The organism is Bradyrhizobium barranii subsp. apii, from assembly GCF_011516635.5.
Lineage (GTDB): Bacteria > Pseudomonadota > Alphaproteobacteria > Rhizobiales > Xanthobacteraceae > Bradyrhizobium > Bradyrhizobium barranii.
In genome coordinates this window covers 4,161,699-4,184,075 of sequence record NZ_CP096255.1, presented here as the reverse complement: position 1 = coordinate 4,184,075, position 22,377 = coordinate 4,161,699, and the positions used below count along the sequence as shown (strand labels likewise).

Genomic DNA, 22,377 nt, shown 5'->3' with positions numbered 1-22,377 from the left:
TGTCTGCGCTCCCGTGACGCAAAACCCCGTTCGCATCGAAGCCGACTATCTGATCGAAACGCCTGAAGATCCGCGTCTTGCCGCGGAAACCATGGCGGGCGAGCAGTCGAGCGGCACGTTCGTCGCGGTGCCCGGCGAAACGCCGGAGCTGAAAGCGCGTGCGGCCGCGCGAGTCGAGAGCATCGCGTTGCTTGATGCAATCTCCGCGCCGTCGCTCCCGGTTGCCCGCCCGATCAACCCCGATGGCCCCTGGAATCGCGCGCGCGTGACGTTGTCATGGCCGCTCGACAATACCGGCGCGTCACTGCCCAATCTCGTCACGGCGATCGCCGGCAATCTCTGGGAGTTGCGCCAGCTGACCGGCCTGCGGCTGCTCGACCTGCGCCTGCCGCTCGCGTTTGCCGCCGCGTATCCCGGACCGAAGTTCGGCGTCGCCGGCACGCGCGAGCTGACCGGTGTCAGCGGTCGCCCGCTGATCGGCACCATCATCAAGCCGAGCATCGGGCTCAGCCCGGCCGAGACGGCCAATCTGGTCGCCACGCTGTGCGAGGCCGGCATCGACTTCATCAAGGACGACGAGCTGCAATCGGACGGCGCCTATTGTCCGTTCGACGCGCGCGTGCGCGCCGTGATGCGCGTCGTCAACGACCACGCTGATCGAACCGGCAAGAAGGTCATGATCGCCTTCAACCTCACCGGCGAGATCGACCAGATGCGCCGCCGGCATGATCTGGTGCTCAGCGAGGGTGGCACCTGCGTGATGGCGAGCATCAACTCGGTCGGGCTCACAGGCATGGTCGAGCTCGGCCGCCACACGCGGCTTCCCGTTCATGCGCATCGCAACGGCTGGGGCGCGCTGAACCGTCATCCGGCACTCGGCTGGGACTATACGGCGTGGCACAAGATCTGGCGGCTGGCCGGCGCCGACCACATGCACGTCAACGGCATCGGCAACAAGTTCAGCGAGACCGATGACAGCGTGGTCACATCCGCAAAGGCGGCGCTGACGCCGATGTTCGCACACAAGCCGTGCATCGCGATGCCCGTGTTCTCCTCGGGCCAGACGCCGGCCCAGGCCGCGCCGACCTGGCGCGCGCTCGGCTCGACAGATCTGATCTTCGCAGCAGGCGGCGGCATTCTCGCCCATCCCGACGGACCGGCCGCCGGCGTTGCCGATTTGCGCGCAGCATGGGACGCCGCGATGGCGAGTCCACAGCCGTGAGCGGCGCGTCCGCCCTGCCCGACGGTCCACTCGTTGCTTTCTACGGCGACGATTACACCGGCTCGTCCGCGGCGATGGAGGCCCTCACCTTCGCGGGCCTGCCGACCATCCTGTTCCTCGAACCTCCAACGCCCGAACGTCTCGCGTCCGCGAGCCAGTTCCGCGGCATCGGCATCGCCGGCACGGCGCGCGCGAAGGATCCGGCCTGGATGGAGCAAAACCTTCCACCGGCTTTCGCGGTGCTCGCAGGTATCGGCGCGCCGATCGCACACTACAAGGTGTGCTCGACCTTCGACTCCTCGCCGCAGATCGGCTCGATCGGGCGGGCGATCGACCTCGCGGTGCCGCAGCTCGGCGGCGCCTGGCATCCGCTCCTCGTGGGATCGCCGGCGATGGGCCGCTATCAGATGTTCGGCCATCTGTTCGCGGCCCTGAATGGCGTCGGCCATCGACTCGACCGGCACCCGACCATGTCGCGTCATCCGGTGACGCCGATGGACGAGTCCGATCTCGGCCGACATCTTGCAAAACAGACGGCGCGATCGATCGGACTGATCGACTTCGTCACCATGGCCAATGGCGGCGCGGATCTGGCGCTGATGCGCGCGAGGGGCGCCGGCACCGAGATCATCTCGCTCGACGTGCTCGATCAGCCATCCCTGATCGAAGCCGGCCGCCTGATCTGGGAATATCGCGGCGAACGCCTCTTTGTCGCCGGCTCGCAAGGTGTCGAGCAGGCCCTGGTCGCCTATTGGCGGTCGGCGGGCCTGATTGCCGACAGCAAGCCCGATCTGCCCCTTGCCGGCGTCGAGCGCATCGCCTGCGTCTCAGGCTCCTGCTCGCCCGTCACCGCCGCGCAGATCGCGCATGCCGCGGACAATGGCTTCGATATCGAACGGCTCGATGCGACCCGCGCCGTCGACGCGGTTGAATGGACCAGGGAGATCGGCCGCGCTGCCGAACGTGCGCTCGCCGCACTCGCGTCGGGGCGCGATGCGCTCCTGATCACCGCAAGTGGGCCCGACGATCCCGCCATCGGTGCGCTCAACGCGGCCATCGAGGCGAGCGGCGCAACAGCGAGTGGGGTGAACGAGCGCATCGGCGCGGGGCTCGGCCAGGCACTGGACTCCATTCTGGAAACCGCGCGGCTCCCTCGCGCCGTGGTCGCCGGCGGCGACACGTCCGGACATGCGCTGCAGGCGATGGGCATCTATGCGCTGACCGCGATCGCCCCTCTCGCGGAAGGCGCGCCACTCAACCGCGCATCATCGGATCGCGCGCATGCGAACATCGAGATCGCGCTCAAGGGCGGACAGGTCGGCGGGATCGATCTGTTCTGCCGCGCCAGAGACGGCGGTTAGCCGTCACCGCTAGGCGATCGTGATCTGGCCGATACTGGCCGTGAACCGCGGCCTCAACGGGCCGGCGGGATCAGGGCGCGCAGGATGTCGGGCTTCCAGGCCTGACGGGCGCTGTCAAAGGCCGCGAAATCATGGTCGAACTGCCAATAGGCCCATGCCCAGCCACGTCTGTCGGCGCTTCGCGCCACGAACGACAGGTATCTCTGGCGACTCTCGGATGGAGCTCGTTCGTAGACCCCGAACTCGCCGAGATAAATCGGGCGCTTCTCTCGCTCCGACCACCGGCTGACCTTCTCGAAATCAGCGGCCGCCTTGGCTTCGTCGTCCGGACTGCCCCAATCCAGCGGCCCGATGCGCGCGAACGTCTCGGACCATGGCGCCCCCTGATGCGTGAAGCGTATCGGCGCGTAATAATGAAAGGTGACGATGAGGTTCCTGTCGTCGGCGGGGAGAGCCAGATCGTCGATGGGAATCTCGTCCGTGTTGAGAACCGCAGCAATGACCCGCCGCTCAGGGTTGGTGCGGCGGATGATGCCGATACAGTCGTTGAGGAGCGAATTCCAGCTGGCGGACGTCATCTGTCCCCCCGGCTCGTTCAAGACCTCGAAGACGAGCCTGGGATATCTTCCGGCATAGCGCTCCGCGATCTGCCGCCAGAATGCCCTGAGCTTCTCGCCGCATTCGGATACATCACGCTGACAGACATGCGTGTCGTGCTCGTCGACGATGGGAACGAGGTTCCTGGCGAGGATTTCCTCGATGACGGCATCAAGCCTTCTCAGCACGGCCTCATCCAGCACATTCCCGCGATCCATGAACTTGAAGCCGAAGAAATTGATCCTGACGTGCGCGAATCCGGCCTTTCTGATCGCCGTCAAATTGTCCAGACGGAACGGCGCGTTCTGACCGCCCTCCCAGATTCCGTCGTAACCGAGAATGTTGATCCCGCGTCCCAACCTTGCCGCATCGCGAGGCACGACCTGCCCGGCGCCATGGGCGTCGGAGCAGAGCGATGCGAAGACGAAAGCCGCTGCGGCAAGATTGAAGCTTCTCGACCAGCGAGCGCGGTGGGCGGTCATCCTGCTTCCATTCCGTAAGGGTTAGAAATCGGTCTCCGGCACCGGCCTGCACGTTGCAAGGAGGAACGCCACCAGCAGCACCGACGTGAACATGGTCGAGCGAAGGAACGTCGTCTCGGTGAAGTTGGTCTGAAAGCTGAGGGCGACAAATCCGATGATGAGGGCACAGTGCGCTCGGTGGATCGATCGTGCCGAAATCAAATAGAGAACCTTGTTCGAGAACAGAAGAACGCTCGCGGCGAAAAGCAGGTAGCCCAGAAACCCTGTTTCCATCAGAATCGCGATATAGCCGCTATGATAGTTGTCGAGCACCCAACCGTGGTTCTGCTCGAAATAATCGTAGATCGACGGGATCGTCCAGAAGCCGTTGATTCCGAAGCCGAGCAGCGGCGCATCGTCGAAATGGCTTATCGCGTAGTGCCAGATGAAGGTCCGCTCGGTGAAATTGACGGTCGCATCGCCAATGTGGATGGCGTCGTATCCCGTCGCGTAAAAATAGACGATCAGGAGGCCGGCCATAACGCACATGACGAACGGCAGGATCGCATAGATCCTCATGCAGCCGACCGACCACATCGACGTCACGAGCAGCGCACAAGCCGCCAGGGCGACAGCACCAGCGCCGCGCGATTCCGACGCGAGGACACAGGTCGACGCCAGCAGGAACGCGACGAGGAACGCCAGCCACCCCTGCCCCGTCATCTTCCGGTAGCAGGAGAAGAACATCAGATACGCACCGACAAAGCCGAGCGTCTGCTTCGATTCATAGACGCCCTGCCATTGACCATTGTGCATCCAGCTATGATCTATCCCGATATCGGGCACGGCGAGTGCGCAAAGCGCCGATGCGGCGACCAATATGAAGAGCCCGGAGGATGTCGCCTTCACGACATCGTCGATATCGATCCGCGTGATCATACAGAACGCGCCAAACGTCGTCATTGCAAGAGCGGCGCTCTTCATGATGGCTGCGGCATTCAGAGTGGTCCACAACACCGAGACGACCGCCAACGTGTAGAATGCGAGGAGCGCGATCAGATCGGGGTTGAACGCCAGTTGCAGGCGCGGGCGCACGAATGCGCTTGCGTAGATCAGGACGCTCCACATCAGCAGAGCGACCGCCTGTTGCAGATAAGTCAGTCCCGCCGGCAGTATCGCCGTATTGAATGTCCCCATCGACGCGACGACATTGACGGTGATCGATACGCAGATGACGAGCCTGGCGATCTTCTCGACGCCGGCACTGCGCGTCTTCCAGATCGCGCTCGTGAGTGCCTCGGAGTCTCTCTCGGTCTGCAGGATGGCCATGCGGTGACTTTCCCTTAAGCTTGGTTAATTATCTACTACTGCGGGTTGATCTCCCGGGCCTCGAAATCTCGAAACTTCGGGGATTGATAACGATACGGCGCCTGCTCGATGCGTTAATGCAAATCGCACCCCGCTGGTGCCTCGGCCGTCACGACCCTGCTATACAAGCGCAGGATCCGGCTCGATCGACTTCTCCGGGTTATCTGGTTTCCGTGGTCACGCATGAATAAGCCCAGCAATACATTCGATATCGCCATCGAGCAGGCGTTCGACTTCCTGTCTCCGGAATACGCGGCGCTGTTCGACAGCTCCGCCGCGACCGCGTTTCAGCATCCGCTCTGGCTGGACAGCCTCTACGCCAGGCTCGCATCCCATGCAGGCGCGACGCCGCTGGTCGTCGTGGTCCGCCGCCGTACGACGGGGGCACTGGCGATGGTGCTGCCCCTGCTCCGAATCCGCCGCGGCCCGGTCCGCACCATCGAATTCGCCGATCTGCGCGTATCCGACTATCTGGCGCCGGTCTGCAGTCCCGAGGTGTTTTCCAGCCTGCTGGAGGACGAAGCGGCCTGCGCGGAGATCAGGCGCCTCGTCCGCCCGTTCGACCTGCTCCGCATGACCAAGCTGCCCGACGGACGGCTTCCGATCGAGAGCCTCCTCGGCGCGCCACGCCGGGTCTCGATGGAGACGAACGCCTACGCGACCGTTCTCGTCGCCCCGTTCGAGCAATGGCGTGCCAGCGCGCTGGATCGCTCCTATCAGAAGGAGCTCGCCAAGAAATATCGCCAGCTCCAGAAGAAGGGAGCATTGAGCTTCTCATGCTGCGACGACAGCGCCTCGATCTCCGAGGCGATGGACGCGATGAAGCAATATCGCGGCCCGCGCTTTCACGCCCAGGGCGACGGCGACCTGCTCCAGCGCCCCGAATATTACAGCTTCTATTCTGACGTGGCGGCCCGCGGTCTCGGCTCGTTCGTCCGACTCTACGCCATGAAGATGGACGGCGGCGTGATCGCCGCCGTGCTCGGACTGCGCCATCGCGGCAGCTTCCTCGTCATCATGAGCGCCTTCGATATCGACGGCTACAAGAGCCAATCCCTGGGCTCTCTGATGTTCGAGCAAGTGGCTCGGGATTGCATCGAGCGCGGCGATCAGATGCTCGACTTCACGATCGGCGACGAGCCGTACAAGAAATTGTTCGGCGGCCAGCCTTCGCCGATGTGGATGGTCACGCAGGCCGGCAGCACCGCGGGCGCCATCAGCCTGTTCGCGCTGAAGCAGGCTCCCTGGCTCAAGCTGGCGGCCAAGCGGCTGTCGGATTTCAGGCTCCTGCCGGCCCGTACCCCGACGCCTACGCGCTAACCGAAGCGCAAGCGAGGGAGCGCAGAGCTCAGGCGCGGAGCGCGCCGCGGACGCGTCCGAGCCAGCCCGGATGCATCTGATCGACACGATGCGTGAGACTGCGCCGCAGGAAGTGCAACCGGCGCCGCACATCCCATTCGATATCGTTGCGGGACGTCAGGGCCTGACGGAAGCGCGCCATTTTCAGCGACCGCTGGTCTGCCGCGAGCTTGTCGGGATCGGAATAGAACTGCGAGATCTTCTCCGTGCCCATGCCGGCGCTTGCGAGCCAGCGCGGCGCGTACTCCGTGCAAAGGCGATCGACGTCCACCAGGAGGCGGGCGACGCCCGTGCCGGCGGCGGGACAATTGGTCTGGAACGCATCGCCGATGAGGACGATTCCGGGCTGAAGGTGTCCCTCCACCACGGTCAGATCCATCACCCAGTTCTGCACCTTGTCGGTCACGTGGAAATCGCCGAGGTAAGGCCGCAGTCCCGGCAGCAGACGCAGGACGGTCGCTTCCGGTTCGCGGCGCAGCTCGCGCATGATCGGATCGGTCGGGTCGCGGAACATGAACAGATTGGCCCGCATGCCTGATGGCACCGGGAACAGGCTGAGATAGTCGATGCCGTCAGCGGTGCGCTCGCCGTAACAGGTCAGCGCCTCGAAATCGAATGGCGTGCCATCGCGGCGGGCGATCGTAAAGCCGAACGACACCGAATGGCGCTCGGCCAGCACGCGCCGCTTGATGCCGAGCTTGTAGCCGAGGGCTCCCGCCATGCCTGTGGCGAGCACGACGAGCCGCGCCTCAAGGCGTCGTCCGGACGCAAGCTCGATATGCTGGACATCATTGCTGGGGTTGATTGCGGTGACTTCGTCGATGATCAGATTGGACGGATCAGGCAGCTGGCTGCGCGCCATGGCAACGAGGCCGGCATAGGAAAACCCGTAAGCCTGGCCGACGCTGACATCGACGACCTTGCCTTCCCGGATATTGAGCACCCGGTCATACCGGCAGGCGACGTTCTCGAGCGCGTGGAGGAAACCCAGCTTGCGGAACATCTCGAGCTGCTGGCCACCGAGCTTCTCGACCCGGAATTCGTCCGGATGCACCGCGCGCTTGTCGACGAGTGCGACGCGATGCCCCGCCCGCGCAAGCACGGACGCGGCGAGCGATCCCGCAAGGCCGCCACCGACGATCGCGATGTCTGCGACGATGGCCGCAGGCGCAGCTGCAGCGCTCGGCTCGGTCACGGGTCTATCCGTCGTCATGGTTTAGGGCTCCACGGTTAACGGTGGTTCCATGTGCAATTCCCTCGCCTGATGTCGTATCGCAGAGCCAAACGCGATCATTTCCGGCGATTGAGGTTAACGGGTCGCCGGACCCATCCGTCCCGGCACGCGCCTTGCTCAGAACGACCTCGAAATGCCGCGGTCTCGTCAGACCAAGCGTCCGAATTCGTTCCAGAGAGGCCATTCCAATGCTCGAACAGCCGCAGGCCGGCCGGCTTCGCTCCGCATCTTGCAGCGGCGCGACATCACGCCGCTTTTCGATCGAGCCGGTTCCCGCTCAATCTGGCACATCAGGAACGTGGCTGTTCCGCAGTGAGGCAGCGGCGTACGACCTTCGTCGACGACAGACGACGGGACCTGAAGACCGCGCATTAACACTCGCATTTTTCCGGCATGCTAGGCTCTCGCCGTACTTGCAACGCCCATCCTCGGGGAACGCTCCGCATCTTCGATGATCGATTCCATTGTTCAATTTCTGCGGCGTGACGTCACGCGCGGTGTCGTCGGGACCATCCTCCTGAAGGTTGGCAGCGGCGCGCTCGCGTTTGCATTGTTCTCGTTGGCCGCGCGAACGATGACACCCGACGGATTCGGTATCTTTGCGACCTGGCTTTCGGTTGCGCAGATCGCCGCAGTCGTAGGACTGGTCGGTCAGGAAGCATTGCTGGTGCGCTTCCTGAACGAGTATGAGGTCGGCGACAGGCCCGACCTCACCAAGGGCCTCCTGCTCTCCAGCTTCAGGATTTCCGCCATCGCGATGCTGATCGCGATCGCCGCAGTTGCGTTGGTTGCGCACTTCAGAGGGGATTTGTGGCTGCTGATCCTCGCCGTCTCGGCCTACACCGCCGTGAGTGCCGGATTGATGCTCGGCAGCCAGATCGCGCGCTCGCTGGTCAGCATTATCATGGGCGAAGGCAACCGCGAGTTCTTCTGGCGGGTTTTCGTCGTCCTGTTTCTGCTCGCCATGCTGTTCGGGCATCGGCAGCTCGATCCCGCCGAGCTGATCGCCGCAATGACGATTGCGATGTCGGTAGGCCTCGTCGCGCAGATCATTGCGATCGTACGGGCGCTGCCGGATTTGCGCGCGACCGCAGCGAATTCCGAAGTATCGCGCTGGCGATCGAGCGCGCTGCATTTCTGGCTTGCGTCCATCCTTGAAGTCGCGAACCAGTATTTCGACGTCATTCTGGTCTACTGGATGCTGGATCCGGCGACCGCCGGCATCTACTTCGCGGCGTCACGCCTCGCCAACATCTTCGCCATGCTCTCCGCCGCGCTGTACTCGTTCGGCGCGCGCCGGCTTCCTTCGCTCTACTTCAGCAAAAATCACCAGGAATTCGAGCGGACGCTGCAGCTCATGGCGGAAGTGACCGCGCTTTGCGTGGTCGCAGGCCTTGCGATGATCTGGATCGGCGGCCCCTATCTCCTCAACCTGTTCGGGCCTCATTTCACCGAGCAGCACTCGGTGCTGATCGTGCTGGCGATCGGAACGGCCATCCAGGCCGCGGGCGGTCCGTCGGCGGCGATCCTGCAGTTGACCGGCCATGAACGCATCTACGTCCCCGTCGTCGCCGCAAATGTCGCATTGAGACTGGCCGGATTCCTCGTCCTGATCCCCTGGCTCGGCGTGCTTGGCGCGGCGATTGCGGCCACCGTGTCGCTGGCGCTCACGACCATCGCGCTCAATATCTTGTGTCGCCGGCGAACCGGGGTCGATCCCTCGGTTCTCGTGCTGTTGCGCTTCTCGGCGTGGCGACGCGGCCGCTATGCGGTGCGCGGCGCCGACTCCGCCGAATAGGCGTCAACCGTACGATCGGCCTGGTTGATCCGCGACGGCGCGCGCTCGTCCCGTTGGTTAACGCGCTCGCCGCGCACGATCCGGGAACCAGCAGAATTCCCGCGAGAACGCGGCAATAGGCGGCTCGCGCATTAACTCCGTTTGTTGCTAGTCGGTGTCTGCCCGATGCCTGCATGATAGGTACGGGGTTAAGAAGGTGAAGATTTCGTTTCTTTAGCGGTCGGGATCCGTGCTCCACTACCAGCCGAACAAGGAATTGGGCGAGACGACCGCGACAGAACTGGCGCGGCTGAACGGCAGCGAACGAAAGCTGCACGTCCTTCTCGTACAGACCCAGGCCGAGAACGCGGGCGCGCAGGAGATCTCCAGGCTTCTCGGCGCCGGGCTCTCCGCGCGCGGCCATCGCGTCTCCAACCTGTTTTTCTTCCGCAAATCGGATTCGTTCGACGAGCCGCCCGAGACGTTCTATTGCGCATCGAGCCGGCCAGGCAATCCGGTTGCGCTGCTGCGGATGCTGTGGACGCTTGGCGGTCAGATCAGAGCCACGCGCCCCGACGCCGTCCTGACCTTCCAGCATTTCGGCAACGTCATCGGCGCGGGCGTGACGCGCCTCGTCAGCCGCGCCCCTGTCGTCGCCAACCAGGTTTCATCCGCGCTGTCGATGAGCTGGCCGATCCGCACGGCCGACATCGTCATGGGCAGCGTCGGCTTCTTCGACCGCATCACGCTGAACTCGAAGGACATGGAGCGCGAGTATTCGCGCTACCCGCAGGCCTACCGGTCGCGCATGGTGCATGTCCCGCACGGCTTCGAGGACAAGGCCCTCATCCTACCGAAGGGCGCCGCACGACAGAAATTCAACCTGCCGCCGGACCGCGTCCTGCTCGGCTGTGCGGCGAGGCTGCATCCGCACAAGCGGCTCGATGCAGCGATACGCCTGCTGCCGGACGAGCCGTCGTGGCACCTTGCACTCGCCGGCCAGGGCGCCGACGAAGCGCGACTACGGCAGCTTGCGGACGATTTGAAGGTCTCGGACCGCTTGCATCTGCTAGGCGAAATCGCGCCACGCCAGATCGCGGATTTCCTCGCCTGTCTCGACATATTCGTGTTTCCGACGCAGGCCGAGACCTTCGGCCTTGCCGCCGTCGAAGCCGCCAACGCCGGCGTTCCCTCGGTCGTCACCGATCTCCCCGTGCTGCGCGAGGTGCTGTCCTTCGAAGGAAAGCCCACTGCCCTCTTTGTCGATGCTTCAGATCAAGCGAAGCTGTCGGCTGCCGTCTCCAGACTTCTGACCGACCAAGCACTGAGCGACGAACTGCAAGAGAACGCCAAAGGCCTGAGGTTGCGCTATTCGGTCGATGCGATGGTTGAGGAATACGTTCAAATCCTCAACCGGGTCGTCTGAGCCGATGCGTTGGAATAGGTTGGCTCGACATGATCATCGAGTTTCGCTGCGAACGTGACCATGCGCGGCGGTGGATGCACCGCCAGACGCTGTCGATCGACGGCCGGGACGTTCCGGTTCAAATCGCGTTGACTGCAACGGCGGAGCCACGGCCCGCGGGGCTCGACGCCCTGTTCGAGCTCGAGCGCGTGGTGCTGCGTAAAGGCAGGCACAGCGGCGCCGACGGGCTGAAGATCGATCCGGAACGGACGCAGGCTCGCACCGGCACGGCCGACGTGGTCGTCGATTTCACGAGCGCCGCGCGCGATCCGAACTGCTCGGCCCGGCTGTATCTCCGCCCGTTGTTCAACGGAACTGCAGGTGAAAACGCGGCACTCGCGGCGATTCTCGCCGGCGACCTGCCCGTCATCGAGATCGTCAACGAGGTCGACGGCGCGGTGCTCGATCGCGGCCATCCCTCCGCAGAAATCGCGGCCGGTTTGAGCGGTGGGCTCGAAACGATCATGGCGCGAACCCTGACCATGGTGGCGGCCATCCTGTCGGGACGGCCGCGTATCGTGCCGCAGCTGGCACGCCAGGCCCGAGCCGGCAACGGCCGGCGGCCTGCGGCCTATGTCGTGCGCGGCCTCGCCGTGTCGATCGCCAAGGAGATCTACCGCCTCTGCTGCTATGCCCCGCATTGGCATGTCGGATGGCGCTTCAATGATGGCGCGGGTGTCTGGCAGACGGGAGATCTCTCCGGGCCTGGCTGGAACGTCCTCGCCGATCCCGGAAATCATTTCTACGCCGATCCCTTCCCGATCACATGGCAGGGACGAACATTCGTCTACTTCGAAGATCTCGATCATCGGGTTGGAAAAGGCATCATTTCGGCAGTCGAGTTCGGCGACGCCGGCCCGGTCGGCGAGGTCGTACCCGTGCTGGAGGAGCCCTGGCACCTGTCCTATCCGTTCCTGATCGAGGACAATGGCGAGTTGTGGATGATCCCGGAGAGCTCGCTCCACGGGGACGTCGCGCTCTACAAATGCATTCGGTTTCCGGACAAATGGGAGCGACACGCCACGCTGCTCTCAGGCCTCGAACTCGCCGATGTGACCATCACGCAGCACAACGGTCTGAACTACCTGTTCGGAGCCTGGCGAGACGGAACCGGCGGCTATTCGGATTCGCTTGCGATCTATTACGCCGAGCACCTGCTCGGCCCCTGGTTGCCCCATGCCAGCAACCCGGTCCTGATCGATCGCGCAAGTGCGCGACCCGCGGGGAATTTCGTCACCATCGATGGCAAATTGTGGCGGCCGGTGCAGGATTGCGCCGACGGATATGGCGCCGCGCTCGGCCTCGCGGAAGTGATTGAACTGTCTCCGACGACATTCAAGCAGGTCGTCCGCCACTCCCTCAGGCCCGGACCGGCATGGCCCGGCAGAAAGCTGCACACGCTGAACCGCTGCGGCCGGCTCGAGGTGATCGACGGATCGCGTGTTCAACCCAAGACCCGGGCCTTCGCAAGCAAATTTCCATCGGTCGTCTTGTCCCCGCGAACCAGTCCCCACACCGCCTGCTAGCGCGTGGCACGACGGACGGCGTGGATCACAACGCCGCCCGTCATCTCGTGCTTCGACCGCTCCCGCGGGAGGCGGCCTTCTACTGAGAACGATCCGAGGTCCAGCCCTTGTACTCGGCGACGTTGTCCCTGGTCACGAGCTTCGAGGGCAGGAGCTCGACGGTCGAGGCCGGCTTCTGGCCATTGAGAATGCCGACGCCCACCTCCACCGCGCGCCGCGCCATGAAGAACGGGTCCTGCGAAGCGGAAGCCTGGACCTGCGGCGCTGCCGGATCCTTCAGTGCCGCCTCGATGTCGGGCGCGCCATCGACCGCGGTGATGACAATGCCGCTGCGGCCTTGCTGGCGCGCCGCGAGATCGGTGCCGATCGCCTGCGGATCGTTGATGGCGAAGATGGCGTCGATCTTGGAAAAGCGCGTCAGATAGCCCTGCGCGATGGTGAGACCGCCTTCACGCGAGCCTTTGCCGTCCTGGTCGCTGGACAACACCTTGATCCCGGGATTCTTCGAGAGAACGTTCTTGCAGCCGACGACGCGATCGATCACGGCCGAGACCTGCGGCCCGTTCTCGATGATGACGTCGCCCTTGCCCCCCAGCTTGTCGACGATGTACTGGCATGAGATCTCGCCGGCCTGCACGTTGTTCGTGGTTATGGTGGCGTCGGCGCTTTCGGCCGCGGTGTCGACCGCGACGACCACGATGCCCGCCGCCTGCGCCTTCTTGATCGCCGGCCCGATCGCCTTGGGATCGCCGGGGTTCAACAGGATCAGGTCGACGCCGGCGGCAATGAAATTGTCGATCTGGGTGACCTGCTTGCCGAGGTCGTATTCGAAGCCGACCGTCGTGATCTTCACATTGGGATTGGTCTTCCTGGCCTCGAACTCGGCGCCCTTCGACAGCGCGACGAAGAACGGATTACCCATCGAACCCAGCGAGACGCCGATCGACTTGAGTTCCTTGGCGAAGGATGGCGCGGTGCTTAGGGCAAGCGCCATCGCGGCGCCGGCGAGCGTGATCGTCTTCAACATTGGCTTCCTCCCTGGTCTGTATTCTTATCCGGCACGGCAGACCAGTTGCCGCAACGGAACCTCGCATCACACCATGTGCACTCAGGTGCGCGCCGAACCCTTTCAGGTTCTGGCGGAGCCCTGCAGCCGGTAGCGGTCCAGCGCCACGGCGCCGATGATCACCAGGCCCTTGATCACATATTGCCAGATGTCCGAGACGCCGACGAGGATCAGGCCGTTCGACAGAACGGCGATGATCAGCGCGCCGACCAGCGTGCCCCAGATCGAGCCGATGCCGCCGACGAACGACGTGCCGCCGAGGATCACGGCGGTGATCGCATCGAGCTCGTAGGACTGACCGAGCTGGAGACCGTTGGCCGCATAGAGCCGCGCCGCCTGCATGGCGCCGCCGAGCCCGGCGAAGAGTCCCGAGATGCCGTAGACGAAGATCAGCACGGCCCAGACCTTGATGCCGGCAAGCCGCGCCGCGCTTTCATTGCCGCCCACCGCATAGATGTGCACGCCGAGCACGGTCCGGCGCAGCACCAGCCACGAGACGAGGATGACGAGCAAGGCGATCACCGAGAGCCACGGGATCGACGCGACGCCGGGAACGAGCGTCAGCGAGCCGTTGCCGATGAAGGCATAGGGAATGGAAGGATTGAAGACGGTGGTATCGGCCCCGAGCAGTCGCGCCAGGCCGCGTACGGCGGTGAGAGAGCCGAGCGTGACGATGAAAGGCGGCAGGCGGAGGAGCGCAATCAGCGCGCCGTTGATGACGCCGAAGCCGAGGCCGGTGAGCAGCGCGGCCGGCAGCCACAGCATCCCGAGTTCCGGCAGCTTGGAGAGTGTCAACCCGGCCATCGCGGACGCCGCCAGGATCGAGCCAACCGAGAGGTCGATGCCGCCGGTGAGGATGACGAAGGTCATGCCTGCGGCGAGCACGGTGTTCACTGCGGCCTGCTGCAACACGATGCCGAGATTTTGTCCGGTGAAGAAGCGGCCCTCCGACAGAAAATGGAAGCCGCCGCACAAGATCAACAACACCGGCAGCATGCCGGCGGCGCGGATCAGAAGCCTTACGCGCTGACGCTTCGTCTCTTGCGCGGCCGCGAGGCCCGCGGCGGCGGCGGTGTCCGTCTTTGGAGAGCCGTCATGCATCGAGTTGCTCCATCCCCGTGGCGAGCGCCATGATGTCTTCCTGGTTCAGGGGCGAGGTCGCGCCACGCTCGATTTCACCGGCGATATGCCCCGCCCGCATGACGACGACGCGGTCGCAGATGCCGATGATCTCGGGCAGATCGGACGAGATGACGAGGATCGCGGTGCCGGATTTGGCAAGATTGTCGATGATCGAATAGATCTCGGACTTGGCGCCAACATCCACGCCGCGCGTCGGCTCATCGAGGATCAGGACCTTTGGCGTGGTCGCAAGCAGGCGCGACAGCAGCACCTTCTGCTGGTTGCCGCCGGACAATGCGCCGACGGTAACGTTGATATCGGCGGCACGAATGCCGAGCGCCGCGAACGCCCTGTTGGCGCGGTCGCGGGCCTTGTCACGATCGAGGATGTAACCGATCCGGGCATCCCGGCCGAGCACCGCGAGGTTGATGTTGTCCAGGCACGACATGTCCAGGAACAGGCCGAGCGCCTTGCGGTCCTCGGTCAGATAGGCGACGCCGATGTCGAGCGCCTCACCCGGCGTGCGGATATCGACCGGGCGTCCTTCCAGCTCGACACGGCCGGAGGTCCTGGCGCCGCGCCAATGATGAGATGCGCAAGCTCAGTGCGACCCGCGCCGATCAGGCCGGCGAGGCCGACCACCTCGCCCGCATGCACGGTCAGCGAGCAGCCCTTGACGCGCCGGCCATCGGCCATGTCGATCGCTGCGAGCACGGGATGCCCCCGCCCCGCCTCCGGATCATGATCCTTCTTGTAGAACGAGGAGACGTCACGCCCGACCATCAGCCGAACGATGGTGTCGGCGCGGATGTCCTGCCTGTCGAGCGCCCCGACCAGCCGGCCGTCGCGCAGCACGGTGACGCGGTCGCCGAGCGCGTAGACCTCGTCCATGCGATGCGAGATGTAGATGATGGCAAGCCCCTCGGCGCGAAGCTGGCGGATCAGCGCGAACAGCCGCGCGCTCTCGCCGGCCGACAACGCCGTGGTCGGCTCATCCATGATCAGGATTTTTGATCTGACGTGCAGCGCACGCGCGATCTCGACCAGTTGCCGCTGGCCCATGGAGAGGTGCGCCACCAGCGTCGACGGCAGGAAGTCCGCGCCCAGCCGTTTCAGGATGGGGCCGACGCCCTCGCGCATGGCGCCGCGTGCCAGCAAGCCTGCTCGCGATAGCTCCCGGCCGAGATAGATATTCTCGGCAACACTGAGATTGGGAGCCAGCGACAGCTCCTGGTAGATGATGGAGATGCCCGCCGCGCGGCCGCCGAGCGGACCTTCGATCCGTACCGGGCTTCCTTCGATGCGGATCTCGCCGCCGGGATCGGGCCTGTAGGCGCCGGACAAGATCTTCATCAAGGTCGACTTTCCGGCACCGTTCTCACCCATCAGGGCATGAATTTCGCCGGCATAGACGGTGAGATCGACGGAACGCAGCGCCTTGATGCCAAAGAAGGATTTTGAGACCCCACGCATCTCCAGGATCGGATCGTTCATCGTGCCTCCCGACGCACAATGCGTTTCCTACCCGCGTCTCGATGATCTTGTCAGCGCGGCTCACGCATTAAACAAAAGGCCGCGGCGCAGAGCAATACCGAACACACGGGAATGCAACGTCAAGGCGATGCTAGTGGCGCGGCCGATACAGTTCACGCCACGCGGGAAGCCGCTCGGCATAGGCATCGACCAGTCTTGCGTCGGGTTCGAACGTCTCGATGCGCTGCGGCCGCGTGCATACGGCGGCGATCGCCTCACCGGTGACAGCAAGCCGCCCCAATCTCGCCGCACCGAACGCCGCGCCGGTCTCGCCTCCGGCAAAACGATGGACCGGAACATTCAGCACGTTTGCCAGCACCGAGAGCCAGAACCGGGACCGTGAACCACCGCCAATGGCGTCGGCTTCCGTCATCGCAATGCCGGCATCCGCGAGCGCGTCGCGGCAATCGGCAAGCGCGAAGGCAACGCCCTCGAGCACCGCCTGCACGATCGACCCGCGATCGGTGCCGTGGCTCAAACCATCCAGCATGCCGCGCACGGCGGGATCGTCGTGCGGTGTCCGCTCACCCGCCAGATAAGGCAGGAAGCTCACAGGCGACGGCGCCTGCGGACGCAATCCAAGCGGCGCCAGCAACTCGGCCTCGGTGGCGCCGAAGAGGCGCGCGATCCAGGCCAGGCAGGAGGCGGCCGAGAGGATCGCGCCGGCCTGAATCCACATGTCGGGAATGGCGTGGCAGAACGTATGCACCGCGCGGTCCGGGTTGGCGGCGATTCTGCTGGTCGGTGCCAGCAAGGCCCCCGAGGTTCCCAGCGACACGAACGCGGTTCCCGGCCTGATCGCGCCGATGCCGACAGCGCCTGCCGGATTGTCGCCGGCACCGCCTGCGATCACCGGCTGTCCGGTCATGCCCCAACGCCGCGCCAGCTCGCCGCGCAGCGTGGTCGCGGGCGCGCATCCCTCGACCAGACGCGGCATGTGATCGCGCGACAGGCCGGTCGCTGCCAGTGCTGCGTCCGACCAGTCCCGGCGCGCGGCGTCGAGCCACAGTGATCCCGGCATCCGAGACGTCCTCGATGGCCTCGCCGCTCAGCACCAGGCGCAGATAGGCCTTTGGCAGCAGAACGAGTTTCGTCGCCGCAAAGATTTCGGGCTCGTGCGTCGCGATCCAGAGCAGCTTCGGCGCGGTGAATCCCGGCATCGCCTTGTTGCCCGACGTCGCACGCAAGGCGGGCCAGCGTCGTTCCAGGACACGACACTCGGCGGCGGAGCGTCCGTCGTTCCAGAGGATGCAGGGCCGCAACGGTCTCGAGCTCGCATCGAGCAGCGTGGCGCCATGCATCTGCCCGGACAGTCCAATGCCTTCGACGGCCGCCAACGCGCCGGCATGCGTCGCCTTCAAGGCATCCAGCGTGGCGAAGGTTGCATCGATCCACTGCGCGGGATCCTGCTCGAAATAGCCTGATAGCGGCGAGGCGGTCGTCAACGGCCGGCTCTCGCTCGCAATCACGCGCTGGGCACCGTCGACGAGAACGGTCTTGACCGCCGAAGTGCCGAGATCGATGCCGAGATACATGGCTGCTACCCGCTCACTTCGCCGCGTCCATCCAGATGCCCGGCTCCGAATGCTCGCGGATGTGGGTGACGAGGAAGTCGGAAAAAGCCCTGATCTTGGCGGGCAGCCCGGCGCGGTTCTGGTAGGCGATGTTCATGGTGAGCAGTGGCGGCTCCCAATCCACCAGCACCGGGACGAGACGGCCCGCCGCGATATCGCTTTGAACGATGTAGAGCGGCTGGATGAGGATGCCGAGCCCTGCCAGCGCCGCGCCGCGAATGACCTGGCCGTCATTGCTGTCGAGCGTCGGCGTGATGCGGACGGTCTGCGCGCCATGGCTTTTGCGCAGGCGCAACGAATAGGGATCGTTCGCGAGATTGTAGACCAGCATGTTGTGGCGCGCGAGATCGGCGGGCTGCTCCGGCTCGCCGGCGCTTGCGAGATAGGAGGGCGCGGCGGCGAGCACGCGCCGCATCTGGCCGATGCGGCGGACGATGATGTTCGAATCCGGCTCCTGCTCGCGCGTCCGGATCGCGACGTCGATGCCGGCCTCGATGAAATCGGGATAGCGGTTGGCGGTCGTGATCTGCATGTTGAGCTTCGGATAGCGCGCGCGGAAGGAAGGCAGCATCGGCGCCAGATAGATCACCGCAAAAGACAGCGAGCTCGTGACCCGCAGCGTGCCCTGCGGCGACAGCGCGCGATCGCTGACGATGTCCTCGGCCTCCGCCAGTTCGCTCAGCACCCGGCTGGAGCGCTCCAGCAGCTCCTGCCCCGCCTCCGTCAACCACAGCCTGCGTGTGTTGCGCTCGATCAGCCTGACCGCAAGGCGCTCCTCGAGCGCGCTGAGATGGCGGCTCGCCGCCGCATTCGACATGCGCAAGGCCTCGGCGGCTTTTGACAGGCTGCCGAGCTCGGCCGTCTTGGAGAACACCTCCAATTGCAGCAGGCGATCCATTTTTCCACTTTTAGAAAAAGAGACTTACAAATATTGACCTTTATTTCCACATCCCGCAAGTCAAAATGGCCAGAACACGAGCAAGATAGCAGGCGAGGAAACTGGGAAATGTCGGGCCCGATCAGGCACATCGTGATGTGGCGGCTACGCGGGGAGACCCCCGCGGAGCGTTCCGCGGCCCGTTCCAAGGTCAAGACCCTGTTCGAGGGACTGCGGGGCCGGATCGACGGCCTCACCCACATCGAGGTGGGCGTCGACGTCAGCGATGTCGACTACGCCTGCGACGTGGTGCTGTTCTCCGAATTCACCAACCAGGCCGCACTCGGCCACCCACCCCGAACATTTGCGCGTCCGCGAGGCGCTGGGCGACTTGCGGATCGGACGCTTCCAGGTCGATTATCCCATCAAAGAGACCGGCGCATGATCGGTTCGTTCACCTTTGAAAACCTGCCCTGCCGCGTCGTGTTCGGCAGCGGAACGCTGGCCTCGGCCAAGGCCGAGATCGAGCGGCTCGGCGGCAAGCGCGCGCTGGTGCTGACGACGCCGCAGCAGGAGGCGCAAGGCAAGAGCTTGGGGGCCGCCCTCGGCCCGCTCAACGCCGGCATCTTTCCCGGCGCGACCATGCATACGCCGGTCGAGGTCACGGAGCGCGCGCTCGCGGCGATGAAGGCATGCGAGGCCGATTGCGTTGTCTCGCTCGGCGGCGGCTCGACCACCGGCCTTGGCAAGGCGCTGGCCTTGCGCACCGGCGTCAACCAGCTCTGCATTCCCACCACCTATGCCGGCTCGGAGATGACGCCGATTGTCGGCCAGACCGAGAACGGCCTGAAGACCACGGTGCGCGACGCCGCCGTGCTGCCGGAGACCGTGATCTACGATGTCGACCTCACCCTGACGCTGCCGGCGAGCTTAGCTGCGACATCCGGCATCAACGCGATCGCGCATGCGGTGGAAGCGCTCTATGCGCGCGACACCAATCCCGTGACATCGCTGATGGCGGAAGAGGGCATCCGCGCGCTGGCCCGCGCCCTGCCCGCCATCGCCGCCAAAAGCGATGACCGCGAGGCTCGCACCGAGGCACTCTACGGCGCCTGGCTGTGCGGCGTCTGCCTCGGCACCGTCGGCATGGCGCTGCATCACAAGCTCTGCCACACGCTGGGGGGCACCTTCGATCTGCCGCACGCCGAAACCCACACCATCGTGCTGCCGCATGCGCTGGCTTACAACGCACCGGCGGTGCCCGATGCCACGGCGCGGATCTCGCGCGCGATCGGCGCGGCCGATGCGTCCCAGGGGCTCTACGACCTCGCGAAGCGGCTGGGCGCGAAGCTGGCGTTGCGCGACATCGGCATGCCCGAGAGCGGCATCGACAAGGCCGCCGATCTCGCCGTCACCAACGCCTACTGGAACCCGCGCCCGCTCGAGCGCGATGCCATCCGCGAGCTGATCGCCCGCGCCTGGGCCGGCGAGCCGCCTGTTACCATCAAAGCGGCGGCCTGAAGCGATGCGGCGCACGCTGATCAAATCAGCTGTCATCATCAGCATGGATGAGGCGATTGGCGACCTCAGCACCGGCGATGTGCTGGTCGAGGGCAGCCGCATCGTCGACGTGCGCCCATCGATCGACCTCGGCAGCGGCGCTTCCGAGACCGAGATCGTGGACGGCACCGGGCGCATCGTCATCCCCGGCCTGATCAACGCGCACATGCACACCTGGCAGACCGCGTTGCGCGGCTATGCCACCAATTGGACGCTGCTGGAATATTTCCGCCGCATGCATGCCGGGCTCGCGACCGTGTTCCGGCCCGACGACATCCACATTGCGACCCTCGTCGGAGCGCTGAACCAGATCAATTGCGGCACCACCACGCTGGTCGATTGGTGCCACAACAATCCGACGCCTGACCATACCGACGCTGCCGTGCGCGGGCTGATCGAAAGCGGCATCCGCGCCGCCTTCTTCCATGGCTCGCCGAAGCCCGAGCCGAAACCGGGCGAGCCGCATTTCTCCGAGATTCCGCATCCGCGCAGCGAAGTCGAGCGGCTGCTGGCAGGTCCCCTCGCCGATCGCGACGGCCTCGTCACGCTCGGGCTTGCCATTCTGGGTCCGCATTATTCGACGCTCGACGTCGTCATGCACGATTTCCGCCTGGCGCGCGAGCTCAAGCTGATCGCCTCGATGCATCAGGGCGGCGGTCCGGCCAAGACGCCCGGCGGCTGGGAGAAGCTGATCGAGGCCGGCCTCGTCGGCGCCGGCATCAACATCGTCCATGGCAACGACCTGCCCGACGATCTCCTCGACAAGATGGTCGATCTCGGCGTCTCCTTCTCGGTGACGCCCGAGAACGAGATGATCCAGGGCCACGGTTTTCCGATCACCGGACGGCTGCTCAAGCGCGGCGTGCGCCCGACCATCGGGATCGACCTGGAATCCGTGCTGGCCGGCGATCTCTTCTCCGTCGCCCGCGTCGCGCTGTCGATGCAGCGGGCGCTCGACAATGCGGAGTCGCGTCAAGTGAGCGGCACCATTCCGGCGACCACCACGATCCCCGTCCGCGAGGCGCTGCGCTGGATCACGACCGAAGGCGCCCGCATGCTCGGCCGCGAGGGCCAGATCGGCTCGCTGACGCCGGGCAAGCTCGCTGACCTCGTCATCATCAACGCATCCGATCTCAACCTTGTCCCGGTGCACGATCCCGTCGCAACCATCGTGATGCAGACGAGCCTTGCCAATATCGAGGCCGTCATGATCGGCGGTACCTGGAAGAAGCGGGACGGCCGGCTGCTGGTCGAGGGGCTGGCGACGAAGAAGGACCTGCTGGCCCAATCCGGCCGGCGGCTGGTGCAGGATATCGAACGACAGGGACGCGCCGCCTGAAGGCGCCAATGGATGAGATCAATGACCGACGCTTCAAGGAATGTCGCTTTCATCGGTATCGGCAAGATGGGCCTGCCGATGTCGGCGCTCGTCGCCAAGGCCGGCTACGCCGTGACCGCATTCGATCAGAGCGCAGCCCGGATCAACGAGGCGCGTGCGCAAGGCATTTCGATTGCCGCTTCGCCGGTCGACGCCGCGAGCGGCAAGGCCGCGATCATCACGTCCCTGCCCGATGACGCCGCCTTGCGCGGCGCGTTGCTCGGCCCCGCCGGCCTGATCGCCGCGATGGCTGCTGGATCGGTTCTGATCGAGACCAGCACCGTGAGCGTCGAGGCCTCAACTGAAGTTGCGACCGCCGCACAAGCGCGCGGCATTGCCTATCTGCGTTCGCCGGTTTCCGGCAATGCCAGCATCGTTCATACGGGTGCGCTGACCTGCTTCGTCTCCGGGCCGAAGGATGCCTTCGACAACGCCAAGCCTCTGTTCGCCGCCTTCACCCGCGCCCAGACATATCTCGGGCCGGCCGAGGAAGCGCGCTACGCAAAGCTCTCGGTCAATCTGATGATTGCTGTCTCGGCCGCGATGATGGCCGAGAGCCTTGCGCTGGCGCGCAAGGGCGGCATCGCCTGGCAAGACATTTTGAAGGTGCTCGACGATAGCGCGGTGGCCTCGCCGATGGTGAAGTACAAGACCGCGCCGCTGCGGACGCGCGATTTCGAGTCCACCTTCTCCTGCAAGCAGATGGCCAAGGATCTCGATCTCATCCTCGGCGCCGGCCACGCCGTAGGCGTGCCGCTGCAGCTCGCCGCGCAGGTGCGCGAAACCTATGGCTCACTGGTCGCGCAAGGCGACGGCGACACCGACTTCATCGCGACCGTCAAGCACCTGGAACGTCTGTCCGGGCTTGGCGAACCCAAACTCTGATCGCGGAGACAC

16 protein-coding genes and 3 pseudogenes are annotated in these 22,377 nt (G+C 64.9%); 11 read left to right on the top strand and 8 right to left on the bottom strand.

Annotation, left to right across the window (positions count from 1 at the left end; all coding sequences use genetic code 11):
* The first annotated feature begins 13 nt into the window (after positions 1–13).
* Together HAP41_RS19700 and HAP41_RS19695 are read left to right on the top strand one after the other, a co-directional pair.
* Positions 14–1,222 carry a ribulose-bisphosphate carboxylase large subunit family protein gene (locus HAP41_RS19700; RefSeq protein ID WP_166097657.1) on the top strand — a complete coding sequence of 403 codons (1,209 nt, stop codon included), beginning with the start codon at positions 14–16 and terminating at the stop codon, positions 1,220–1,222.
* Complete coding sequence (locus tag HAP41_RS19695) at positions 1,219–2,583, top strand: four-carbon acid sugar kinase family protein (RefSeq protein WP_224580800.1); 1,365 nt, start codon at positions 1,219–1,221, stop codon at positions 2,581–2,583. The genes HAP41_RS19700 and HAP41_RS19695 overlap by 4 nt, the downstream gene beginning before the upstream one ends.
* A gap of 53 nt (positions 2,584–2,636) precedes the next feature.
* Here HAP41_RS19695 and HAP41_RS19690 read toward each other — a convergent pair whose 3' ends face one another.
* Positions 2,637–3,662: a glycoside hydrolase family 5 protein gene (locus HAP41_RS19690; protein WP_166097665.1), complete on the bottom strand. Its 1,026-nt coding sequence runs from the start codon at positions 3,660–3,662 to the stop codon at positions 2,637–2,639.
* Between the two features lie 21 nt (positions 3,663–3,683).
* Complete coding sequence (locus tag HAP41_RS19685; RefSeq protein WP_248577214.1) at positions 3,684–4,769, bottom strand: O-antigen ligase family protein; 1,086 nt, start codon at positions 4,767–4,769, stop codon at positions 3,684–3,686.
* Between the two features lie 82 nt (positions 4,770–4,851).
* Between HAP41_RS19685 and HAP41_RS50055 the strand changes: the two genes are divergently transcribed.
* Both HAP41_RS50055 and HAP41_RS19680 read left to right on the top strand, forming a co-directional pair.
* On the top strand, positions 4,852–4,977 hold the full coding sequence (locus HAP41_RS50055) for a hypothetical protein (RefSeq protein ID WP_256478597.1): 126 nt from the start codon (positions 4,852–4,854) through the stop codon (positions 4,975–4,977).
* A gap of 215 nt (positions 4,978–5,192) precedes the next feature.
* On the top strand, positions 5,193–6,329 hold the full coding sequence (locus HAP41_RS19680) for a GNAT family N-acetyltransferase (RefSeq protein ID WP_166097673.1): 1,137 nt from the start codon (positions 5,193–5,195) through the stop codon (positions 6,327–6,329).
* Between the two features lie 28 nt (positions 6,330–6,357).
* On the opposite strand, the gene HAP41_RS19675 is transcribed toward HAP41_RS19680, so the two are convergent.
* The gene (locus HAP41_RS19675; protein WP_166097678.1) at positions 6,358–7,581 is read right to left on the bottom strand and encodes an FAD-dependent oxidoreductase; all 1,224 of its coding nucleotides are present in this window, start codon (positions 7,579–7,581) and stop codon (positions 6,358–6,360) included.
* Positions 7,582–8,053: 472 nt separating this feature from the next.
* Between HAP41_RS19675 and HAP41_RS19670 the strand changes: the two genes are divergently transcribed.
* The 3 genes from HAP41_RS19670 to HAP41_RS19660 all read left to right on the top strand — a co-directional run bounded on the left by HAP41_RS19670 (position 8,054) and on the right by HAP41_RS19660 (position 12,370).
* A complete protein-coding gene (locus tag HAP41_RS19670) occupies positions 8,054–9,400 on the top strand; it encodes a lipopolysaccharide biosynthesis protein (protein WP_166097682.1) in 1,347 nt (448 codons plus the stop codon).
* A 229-nt stretch (positions 9,401–9,629) separates the two neighbouring features.
* Complete coding sequence (locus HAP41_RS19665) at positions 9,630–10,805, top strand: glycosyltransferase family 4 protein (protein ID WP_166097691.1); 1,176 nt, start codon at positions 9,630–9,632, stop codon at positions 10,803–10,805.
* A gap of 29 nt (positions 10,806–10,834) precedes the next feature.
* On the top strand, positions 10,835–12,370 hold the full coding sequence (locus tag HAP41_RS19660) for a glucosamine inositolphosphorylceramide transferase family protein (RefSeq protein ID WP_166097694.1): 1,536 nt from the start codon (positions 10,835–10,837) through the stop codon (positions 12,368–12,370).
* A 79-nt stretch (positions 12,371–12,449) separates the two neighbouring features.
* Here the strand turns inward: HAP41_RS19660 and HAP41_RS19655 are convergent, their stop codons facing one another.
* From HAP41_RS19655 to HAP41_RS19635, 5 genes and pseudogenes are all read right to left on the bottom strand, one after another.
* On the bottom strand, positions 12,450–13,397 hold the full coding sequence (locus tag HAP41_RS19655) for an ABC transporter substrate-binding protein (protein ID WP_166097704.1): 948 nt from the start codon (positions 13,395–13,397) through the stop codon (positions 12,450–12,452).
* A 102-nt stretch (positions 13,398–13,499) separates the two neighbouring features.
* The gene (locus HAP41_RS19650; protein ID WP_166097707.1) at positions 13,500–14,537 is read right to left on the bottom strand and encodes an ABC transporter permease subunit; all 1,038 of its coding nucleotides are present in this window, start codon (positions 14,535–14,537) and stop codon (positions 13,500–13,502) included.
* Positions 14,530–16,052 (bottom strand): annotated as a pseudogene (locus HAP41_RS19645) (sugar ABC transporter ATP-binding protein). The gene HAP41_RS19650 and the pseudogene HAP41_RS19645 overlap by 8 nt, the downstream one beginning before the upstream one ends.
* A 130-nt stretch (positions 16,053–16,182) precedes the next feature.
* Positions 16,183–17,626, bottom strand: a pseudogene (xylB, locus tag HAP41_RS19640) (xylulokinase).
* Between the two features lie 13 nt (positions 17,627–17,639).
* The gene (locus tag HAP41_RS19635) at positions 17,640–18,563 is read right to left on the bottom strand and encodes a LysR family transcriptional regulator (RefSeq protein ID WP_166097728.1); all 924 of its coding nucleotides are present in this window, start codon (positions 18,561–18,563) and stop codon (positions 17,640–17,642) included.
* 108 nt (positions 18,564–18,671) lie between these two features.
* On the opposite strand from HAP41_RS19635, the pseudogene HAP41_RS50370 reads away from it, so the two are divergent.
* From HAP41_RS50370 to HAP41_RS19615, 4 genes and pseudogenes are all read left to right on the top strand, one after another.
* Positions 18,672–18,987, top strand: a pseudogene (locus tag HAP41_RS50370) (Dabb family protein).
* On the top strand, positions 18,984–20,063 hold the full coding sequence (locus HAP41_RS19625; protein WP_166097735.1) for a maleylacetate reductase: 1,080 nt from the start codon (positions 18,984–18,986) through the stop codon (positions 20,061–20,063). The pseudogene HAP41_RS50370 and the gene HAP41_RS19625 overlap by 4 nt, the downstream one beginning before the upstream one ends.
* Positions 20,064–20,067: 4 nt before the next feature.
* Positions 20,068–21,441: an amidohydrolase family protein gene (locus HAP41_RS19620; RefSeq protein WP_166097741.1), complete on the top strand. Its 1,374-nt coding sequence runs from the start codon at positions 20,068–20,070 to the stop codon at positions 21,439–21,441.
* A 21-nt stretch (positions 21,442–21,462) separates the two neighbouring features.
* A complete protein-coding gene (locus HAP41_RS19615; RefSeq protein ID WP_166097744.1) occupies positions 21,463–22,365 on the top strand; it encodes an NAD(P)-dependent oxidoreductase in 903 nt (300 codons plus the stop codon).
* The last annotated feature ends 12 nt before the right edge of the window (positions 22,366–22,377 follow it).